Origin of the sequence: Acinetobacter sp. YH12129 (assembly GCF_013418685.1) — a bacterium.
GTDB lineage: Bacteria > Pseudomonadota > Gammaproteobacteria > Pseudomonadales > Moraxellaceae > Acinetobacter > Acinetobacter amyesii.
The window spans coordinates 183,540-192,900 of record NZ_VPBP01000004.1; the positions used below are offsets into that span (position 1 = coordinate 183,540).

At 41.2% G+C, this 9,361-nt stretch carries 5 protein-coding genes and 1 pseudogene; 3 read left to right on the forward strand and 3 right to left on the reverse strand.

The window, feature by feature from the left end:
• Positions 1-119: 119 nt before the first annotated feature.
• Positions 120-2,633, reverse strand: a complete 2,514-nt coding sequence (locus tag FTU65_RS04440; RefSeq protein WP_180064992.1) for an acyl-CoA dehydrogenase — start codon at positions 2,631-2,633, stop codon at positions 120-122.
• Positions 2,634-3,045: 412 nt separating this feature from the next.
• Positions 3,046-4,059: a lipoyl synthase gene (gene lipA, locus FTU65_RS04445; RefSeq protein WP_180004941.1), complete on the reverse strand. Its 1,014-nt coding sequence runs from the start codon at positions 4,057-4,059 to the stop codon at positions 3,046-3,048.
• A gap of 206 nt (positions 4,060-4,265) precedes the next feature.
• On the opposite strand from lipA, the gene sthA reads away from it, so the two are divergent.
• Together sthA and FTU65_RS04455 are read left to right on the forward strand one after the other, a co-directional pair.
• Positions 4,266-5,681: a Si-specific NAD(P)(+) transhydrogenase gene (gene sthA, locus FTU65_RS04450; RefSeq protein ID WP_078190237.1), complete on the forward strand. Its 1,416-nt coding sequence runs from the start codon at positions 4,266-4,268 to the stop codon at positions 5,679-5,681.
• Between the two features lie 142 nt (positions 5,682-5,823).
• Positions 5,824-6,936, forward strand: a complete 1,113-nt coding sequence (locus FTU65_RS04455) for an AAA family ATPase (RefSeq protein WP_111885530.1) — start codon at positions 5,824-5,826, stop codon at positions 6,934-6,936.
• Positions 6,937-6,971: 35 nt separating this feature from the next.
• Here the strand turns inward: FTU65_RS04455 and chrA are convergent, their stop codons facing one another.
• Positions 6,972-8,210 (reverse strand): chromate efflux transporter, encoded by a 1,239-nt coding sequence (gene chrA / locus FTU65_RS04460; RefSeq protein WP_180022622.1) that lies wholly within the window; start codon positions 8,208-8,210, stop codon positions 6,972-6,974.
• Positions 8,211-8,546: 336 nt separating this feature from the next.
• Here chrA and FTU65_RS04465 point away from each other — a divergent pair.
• Positions 8,547-9,236: pseudogene (locus FTU65_RS04465) on the forward strand (alpha/beta hydrolase); the annotation flags it as partial.
• Positions 9,237-9,361 lie beyond the last annotated feature (125 nt).

The following is a 9,361-nucleotide window of genomic DNA, read 5'->3' on the forward strand; positions in this document are numbered from 1 at the left end:
TACCTTTGACTCTGCGATACCATTGGCTGATGGTCGTATAAAAAAGCCATCCCATTGTTTAACAGTGGAATGGCTTTTATTTTGAGTAAAATTAAGTTTAAAAGCGATGCAGAAGCTGATTAATATCGCAGAAATGCTTCTGGTTCATCATCGGTGTGTTGTTGCTTTTTCACTTCTGGTGCAATGGTTAAATGTGGATTGGATAGCTCAAGTTCGTGGATGAGTTGCATATCGAAAACATCTGTGAGCATACTGTCATAGCGTTGAATGTTGTAAGTGCTGAGCTGTTCAGCTTCGGAGGCAGTAATGACTTTTTGTGCAATTGCATCGGCTATATGTGCTTCAAAAGTTAAACCTTTAAATTGGCCTTTAGATTCAGCTTTTTTAAATTGGTTCCACAGCGGTTCAATTTTCAACAATTGTAAAAAGGCATTTTCCATACGACCAGAAACTTCATCTGCTGCAGTGCTGTAATACACGTGCTTTTTCAGTTCTTGGCGGAAAGTATTGTCTAGCATCATTTGAGTGGCAACTTCACGTTTTAAACGGTCTGTCGGTTTAGCAACAACTCGTCCAAACGGAAAGCAGATGATTTTTACTACGCTTGCTGCTAGTCGCATTGGGAAGTTATTAAATAAGCCGTGGAAAGCTTCTTCAACATTGTACAAAGCTTTATCTAATGCAAGTTGCGCATGTAATTGTTCAGCTTCGCTTCTTTGACCTTGTTCATAATATTTAAGAATAGCCGTTGCTATAAATAAATAAGAGTGAATGTCCGCCAAACGTCCCGAAAGCATTTCTTTACGTTTAATATCGCCGGCTAAAAGGCCAAGACACATATCTGCAGTCAGCGCGAAATCGGCACTGAATCGATTAATTTTTTTATAGTAGGGGCGACTAAATTCATCTGCTGAAGCAGGTGAGTCTGATGGGCCACCAGTGAACGCATAAGCAAAGGCACGTGCAGTTCGGTTAAAAGTATAGCCCAAGTGCTTAAAGAGCATTTCGTTGAATGTATTGAGTGCAGTGTTTTTATCTTCGGCTTGAAGTAATTGTAGCTCTTCAAATAAATATGGATGACAACGCATGGAGCCTTGTCCAAAAATCATCAGAGAGCGACTTAAAATATTGGCGCCTTCGACGGTAATTGATACGGGAATGGCCTGATAATTCAAAGCTAAAAAATTACGAGGTCCCATTTGCACGGCACGTCCACCGACGATGTCCATGCCATGATTGACTACTTTACGCATGGTTTCAGTGGCATAGTATTTGGCCATTGCAGTCATTACAGCAGGTTTGCCGCCTTGGTTTAAACCACAAGTCACCAAATAGCGAAATGCTTCAAGCATATAAGCATCTGATGCGATATCACTCGAAGCTTCCTGTACACCTTCAAAATTACCTACAGAAATTTTAAACTGCTGACGAACTTTGGCAAATGCACCGACATTTAAATATGCCATTTCTCCAGCTGCCGTTGACAATGCAGGGAGTGAAATACCACGACCGACCGCTAAACATTCCATTAGCATACGCCAGCCTTTGCCGGCATTTTCAATCCCACCAATGATCCAATCTAAGGGGATAAAGACATCTTTGCCTTCAACTGTCCCATTCATAAACGGTGAGCCTGGATTATGACGTGGACCTGTAACGACACCGTCATGACTCGCCGGTAGCAGCGCGCAGGTGATGCCATATTCCGTTTTATTTTTATCTCCCAATAAGCCATCTGGATCGTATAACTTAAATGCCAGACCAATGACAGTGGCAATCGGTGCAAGGGTAATCCAGCGTTTAGAGAAATTCATGTTTAAGCCGAGCACTTGTTGTCCCTCAAAGGTGCCATAACAGACGACCCCTGTATCTGGAATAGCGCCTGCATCCGAACCGGCTTCAGGACTGGTGAGTCCAAAACATGGAATTTCTTCACCTTTGGCAAGGCCTGGGAGATATCGGTCTTTTTGTGCTTCAGTACCATAGTGTAGAAGCAATTCCCCGGGTCCAAGCGAGTTGGGCACCATACAACTGACTGCGGCAGTCAGTGATCGGGATGCAATTTTGCTCATGACACGGCTTTGTGCAAATGAACTAAATTCACGGCCCCCGTAAGATTTTGGAATCACCAGTCCTAAGAAACCATTATCTTTAATAAATTGCCAAGCCTCTGGTGGGAGGTCTTTGTGTTTATGGTGAATATCCCATTCGTTGAGCATGGCACAAAGTTGTTCGACTTCATTATCAATGAAGGATTGTTCTTCAGCGCTGAGCTGAGGGTAGGGATAAGCCTCAAATTTTTTCCAATCAGGCGCGCCCATAAATAGCTCTTTTTCCCACCAACTTGTTCCTGCATCTAACGCTTCACGTTCCGTAATACTCATACTCGGCATCGCATTTGCTAAGGTTTTATAGGCAGGTTTGGTGAGCAGATTGAGCCGCAGTGGGTCAATCAACATAACTAAACTTAAAGCAATAAGCGGGATGCCAAGTATTAATGACCATGGGCTTAAAAAGGCGAGTGCAATTGAAACAAATATCAGTGTTATTGCGCCTACAGCTCGTGAAAGTTCAAAGAAAAAAACGGCCCAAAGAGCAAAAATAAAGAGTACTGCACTGAGTATAAATAGCATTTGTTATGGCTCCAGTGACAAGGGCCAGAGCGTTATGCGTTTAAAACAGCCTACATGCGTTTAAAAATGATCTTATCTTTTGTCTTTCTGATTTTAAAGTGCATGAGACTGTCAAAATGGCATCACTCGGCTGGTGAGTATGATTGGACAATTGCGCGAATATAATGAAAGCGTAAATAAAGTGTTATCAATAGATTGATTAATAAATAATCACAATACAATCCCTATCGGGCAAAAAAATGTCACATTACGTAAACTTGGATGATTCGATATATTGGATAACGTTTAAGGAACGCACTATTTTCGAAAGATCTTATATTGGGAAACGAATTGGGCTGAGTGTGTGAAAGCCACAAAAAAAGCCCTCAATCAATGAGGGCTTTAATTTGCGATGTTTTAAATCTTTGCGTGATTAAGCTTCAATCGTTTGAACTGCAATTTTCTTTGCAGGATCAGTTTTACGACGTACCGCAGGTACTGGCTCACCATAGTATTGACGGTCAGCAAAGTAGCTTGAACGAACCATTGGTGCAGCCCAAATGTTTTTGAAACCAAGCTTTTGACCATGTGCTGTGTAACGATCAAACTCTTCAGGTGTAACGAAACGATCGATCGGTGCATGTTCTTTAGAGGGCTGTAAGTACTGACCAATGGTGACATAGTCAACATCGTGTGCTTTTAAGTCGTCTAATAACGCGATCACTTCTTCTTCAGTTTCACCAATACCGACCATCAAACCACATTTTGTTGGAACATCTGGGCAGTATTCTTTAAACATTTTTAATAAGTTTAAAGAGTGTTGGTAGTCAGAACCCGGACGCATTGCTTTATACAAACGTGGCACGGTTTCAATGTTGTGGTTAAAGACATCAGGTGGACACTCCGTCATAATACGAAGGGCAACATCCATACGACCACGGAAGTCAGGAACTAGAATTTCCAAAAGTGTTTTTGGACTCAAGTCACGAGCTTCTTTAATACAGTCAACAAAGTGCTGTGCGCCGCCATCAACTAGGTCATCACGGTCGACCGACGTAATTACGGCATATTTCAAACCAAGATTGGCAATGGTTTCTGCCATGTGACGTGGTTCATCTGGGTCAAGAGCATTGGGACGACCATGCGCAACGTCGCAGAATGGGCAACGACGAGTACAGATATCGCCCATAATCATAAAGGTTGCAGTACCGCCACCGAAACATTCAGGTAAGTTCGGGCAAGCCGCTTCTTCACACACGGTATGTAATTTTTGTGCGCGTAAAGTTGTTTTAATACGTTGAACTTCATCAGGGGCAGCCATTTTGACCCGAATCCAGTCAGGCTTACGAGGCGTTTCAACCGTTGGCACGACCTTCACAGGTATGCGAGCGACTTTTTCTGCGCCACGAAGTTTTACACCCTGTACAGGTTTACGGTTCTCAGACATATTCAACTTTTCCACTGTTTTTGACAAGGAGATATTCAAAAAATTAGCTCGATCATTATAGCGGACTTGAGCTTAAATAGGGGGAAAACGATATTCATATAATAAATGTGGTTATCACATAATATATGTGAGCTAAATATCCAAAAAAGTTAGGATATACGTCATAATACAGCCTAGATTAAAGAATATTTGTAAAGGAGCGTTGAATGCCACGTAAGAAAGAGGTCGTTAGTGGAACTTTCGTGAAATACGATGCGGTAGTTCTGGGTTCTGGCCCTGCGGGTGAAGGCGCTGCAATGAAACTTGCTAAATCAGGTAAGCGAGTTGCTATTGTAGATATGCGTGAACAGCTTGGTGGTAACTGTACCCATGTAGGAACAATTCCAAGTAAAGCATTACGTCAGACCGTTTCAAGCATTTTACGTTACCAACGTGACCCTATGTTCCAAAAAGTCGGTGAATGGAAACAGTTCACGATGAAACAGGTGTTACGTAATGCGCATAAAGTGATTCAACAACAAGTTGAAACGCATTCACGTTTTTATGACCGTAATAAAATTGATATTTTCCACGGCCGTGCGTATATCCAAGATCAAAACACTGTTTTGATTTTTAGCAATGAAGGTATGACGGAAACTTTAGTATTCCAGCAATTAGTGATTGCTACAGGTTCACGTCCTTACCGTCCAGCTGCTTTAGACTTTAATCATCCTCGCGTATTTGATTCAGACAAAATTTTGGATCTGGATTATTCAATCCAAAAAATCATCATTTATGGTGCAGGTGTGATTGGTTGTGAATATGCCTCTATCTTTATTGGTCTAGACCACAAAGTCGATTTGATCAATACACAGCACAAATTACTCAGTTATTTAGACGATGAAATTTCAGATGCATTGTCATATCGTTTACGTGAGCAGGGTGTACTGATTCGCCACAACGAGCAGATTGATCATCTTGAAACACATGATGATCACGTGGTGCTTCACTTGCAAAGTGGTAAGAAAATTAAAGCGGATGCGATTTTGTGGTGTAACGGCCGTTCTGGTAATACCGATGGTTTAGGCCTAGAAAATGTAGGTATCAAACCAAACAGCCGTGGTCAATTAACTGTGAATGATCAATATCAAACTGAAGTAGAGAATATCTTTGCTGCGGGTGATGTAATCGGTTGGCCTTCACTTGCATCTGCTGCATATGACCAAGGTCGCTGTGCTGGTTCTAACATGAGCGGTGAAGAAGGAATTGCACCTGTAACGGATATTCCTACAGGTATTTATACAATTCCTGAAATTTCTTCGATTGGTAAAACTGAACAACAGTTAACGGAAGAAAAAATTCCGTATGAAGTGGGTCAGGCATCTTTCCGTCATTTGGCACGTGCGCAAATTACAGGTGACACCGTGGGCGAGCTTAAAATCTTGTTCCATCGTGATACTTTAGAAATTTTAGGTGTTCATTGCTTCGGTAATAATGCTGCGGAAATTATTCACATCGGTCAGGCCGTGATGAACAGCCCGAACAATACGATTAAATATTTCGTAGAAACCACATTCAACTATCCGACTATGGCGGAAGCGTACCGTGTTGCAACATTGAACGGTATGAACCGCTTATTCTAAGGTTAAATTGAACTTAGAATGTACAATGAAAGACCCGTAAGTTTCGGCTTGCGGGTTTTCTATGGGTAGAATAAAGTGCATGCAAAATATACAGTCAATCCACTTATAATCATCAGCATTTCCAACTCATTTTAGGTAGTTTATGACGATCCGTTCAGTGACCATTCAAGGTTTTCGATCTATTCATCATATGAATCTGACCTTATCGCGTCTGAATATTGTCAGTGGTCCGAATGGTTGTGGTAAATCCAATCTATATAAAGCTGTACGTCTCCTGCATGAAGCTGCAAATGGCCAATTATCCCAAGCTATTGCAAATGAGGGCGGGATTCAAAAAATCATGTGGGCAGGTGGTCACCGTGCGGGTGATCGATCGAAAGATCCTAAGCGCATGAAGCTTGCAGTGGAGATGGAGCATTATGAATATCAACTTGAAATTGGTTTTCCTGAACCGCTCATTACCTTGTTTGCACTCGATCCTTTGGTCAAAGTTGAAGGAATTTGGTTGAGCGGCTATCAACGTCGAAAAATGAGTGAGTTGTTAGAGAGAACCAACCAAGCGGCATTTCTTAAAAATGTTGATGAAGAACGGATTGCTTATCCGATGTCTTTAACACCTGAAGAGTCGGTGTTTGGACAATTGTCCGATCCACACTTATATCCCGAAGTTTCACAAGTGCGTGAGACCATGAAAAACTGGCGCTTTTATCATGAGTTTTCAGTCAGTGGAAATTCACCGATCCGTGTCCCACAGGTGGGCATTCGTTCGCCAGTTTTAGCGCATGATGGTACAAATTTAGCCGCAGCTTTTGAAACCTTGCGTGAGCGGGGCAACAGTGAAACCTTGTTTGAAGTACTAGAAAAAGCCTTTCCGCAGACCCAATTTTATGTGCAGGAAATGGGTGGGCGCTTTCAAATGATGATGCAAAAGCAAGGGATTTTAAGACCTTTAGAAAGTGCAGAATTTTCAGATGGGACGTTACGATTTTTGTGTTTAGCTGTGGCTTTATTGAGTCCTAGACCCCCAAATTTCATGGCACTGAATGAGCCTGAAAATAGCTTACATCCCGATTTATTACCTGCCTTGGCGATGCTGATTGCCGAAGCAAGCCGCTATACGCAGCTTTGGTTGACCACACATTCCAATGAGCTGGTTGAAATGATCAAACAGTATAGTGATGTGCAGCATTATCAACTAGATCAAGTCGAGGGGAAGACCGTGGTCAAGGGCGCAAGCTTAATCGATGAGGATTAATTTACTCCTTGAGTTCTAGTTTTTTTTGCTTAAGTTTAAAAAGGCAGAAAAGTTAAAAAAGCGTAATAGCCGATAAAACTGCTTATTAAGCTGAACCAAACTGGCAGTTTGCTGCGAAGTAAAGCAATAACGACGGCAACAAATATAAAGTCTGTCCATTGAATGATGTATTTTTGGCTCATTTGAAATAGTAGACACAGTAATAAACCAACGACAGCCGCATTGATTATTTTTAAGGTGCCAAAAAGCATCGGGTATTTCATCAATTTATTCCAAAACGGTAATAAGCCAAACAATAATAAAAATGATGGTAAAAATATCGCTAACGTCGCGAGTGCGGCATTCAAGATTGGCACATCGGTCATGGGTAAAAGTGTGCCGAGATAGGCGGCGAAACTAAACAAAGGTCCCGGCATGAGTTGTGCAAGGGCATAGCCTAAGTCAAAATTTTCATTACTGATCAGTCCTGTAGAGACAAAGTCCTGATGTAAAAATGGCAAAATAATATGTCCACCACCAAAGACGAGGGATGCTGTGCGGTAGAAGCTTTCTAAGCTGAAAGCCAATATATTGCTATGTTGTATATCGAAGAATGGCAGAACGAAAAAAGGGCTGATAAAGGCGAGAAGCCATAGCCAAGAGGTGCAAGTATTTTCATGTGCATTCCGGCTAAAATTATCATGTTTGGGTGGAAATGTTTCGGCGATATTTGGCTTTTGGCTGTGTAATTGATTTGACGATAAAACTAAACCGATAATTGCAGCGCATAAAATCACCAAAACTTGATTTAAAGAAAATTGAAAGAAATAAATAAAAAATGCAGCTAAAAGCATGACTAGATACTGAAATTTTGTTTTACAGAAGCTTCGCATCATTTGCCAAAATGCCCATGCAACAACGGCTAGTACAATTAACTGAATAACATGAAAGAATAAAGTTGAGAGTTGATTACTGAGTTTTATACTTAAAGTGGCCGCGGCACACATCAGCAGGGCTGAAGGTAAAGTAAATCCTAACCATGCAAAACAAGCACCTTGATAGCGGTTGAGTTGAAATCCAATTGCCATGCCGAGCTGGCTACTTGTTGGGCCTGGAAGGACTTGAGCCAAGGCAAGCAAATGCGCATATTCATGCTCCGTTATCCATTTTTCTTGTTTCACAAAATATTGAAAAAACAACACTAAATGCGCAGCAGGTCCACCAAATGCAATACACCCTAATCTTAAAAAGGTGAGAAAGATGACAAGGTTTCGTTGTGGTATGGACTGGCTCATGCGTTACCAATATTAAAAATCGAAATAAGGTTATGAATTTCTAAAGGATAAAATCTTGAATGTTAAAAGATTTTAAAGGTCGATTATTACAGGAGCATGTAAGTCCTGCTTCAAATATATTCTGAAGCACTTTGCAGAGAAAACGATAATTGGATAAAGTGACATAGTACTGTCCCACATACACATGGCATCGGTTTCTGCCGCTGATTAGCATCAGCATTTACACATAAAATATTTTGTCTAAAAATGACTTCTCCAAAATCAGACACCTTATCAGAAATTTTGAGTGCCTTATTTAAGTGGTTGATGAGTGGCATTGCATCGTTACTTTCAATCATGGCATTTGCAGATGATCAGCTACCTGCTACACAACCATTAGCAAGTTATGCAGATCAAAACAGTTGGCAGAACATTCAGCACTATCTACCCAAAGAATACCATTTAGATGAAACGCAGCGCCCTAAAGAAGAGTGGTGGAATTGGCAGGGTCATACTGTTCACTTAGATACTTATCGAAATCCACAGGCAAAAGTGAAGGTGATTCTGTTTCATGGTGTAGGAACAAATGGTCGACAAATGTCGATGATTTTGGGTCATCCTTTGGCACAGCGTGGCTATGAAACTATCGCTATTGATATGCCCGGTTATGGCCTAACCCAAGTCAAAAAGGGCTCAAAAATTCGCTATGATGACTGGGTTCAAGCAGGCAATGACCTCATTGAAGCCGAGCGACAAAAAGATAATCGTCCTATCGTTTTGTATGGGCTCAGTGCAGGTGGTATGTTGACCTATCACGTGGCGGCAAAGAATAAAAAGGTCAAAGGCATCGTCGGTATGACCTTTCTAGACACTTCAAATCAAACCGTGCGTGATAAAGTCTCTTTAAATAAATTTATGAGCCGCGTGGGCAGTCCACTGGCTCATGTGACAGCACATACACCATTATCCGGATTGCCAATGCCGATGCGTTGGGTAAGTAAAATGCATCGTTTGGTGAATAATGACGCAGCATTGCAGGTCTTTTTATAGCTAAATACCAAATAAATCATTACAGTAATCTTTAAATAATTTATCAATATCTTTAACTCTAAACTTAGTTCGAATCGCCTTGACTCGTGACCACATATTTTCTATTGGATTTAAATCTGGAC

Coding starts and splice junctions, on each gene's coding strand:
- lipA (WP_180004941.1), bottom strand. CDS start 4,059: ATGTCTGAGAACCGTAAACCTGTACAGGGTGTAAAACTTCGTGGCGCA.
- chrA (WP_180022622.1), bottom strand. CDS start 8,210: ATGAGCCAGTCCATACCACAACGAAACCTTGTCATCTTTCTCACCTTT.
- sthA (WP_078190237.1), top strand. CDS start 4,266: ATGCCACGTAAGAAAGAGGTCGTTAGTGGAACTTTCGTGAAATACGAT.
- FTU65_RS04440 (WP_180064992.1), bottom strand. CDS start 2,633: ATGCTATTTATACTCAGTGCAGTACTCTTTATTTTTGCTCTTTGGGCC.
- FTU65_RS04455 (WP_111885530.1), top strand. CDS start 5,824: ATGACGATCCGTTCAGTGACCATTCAAGGTTTTCGATCTATTCATCAT.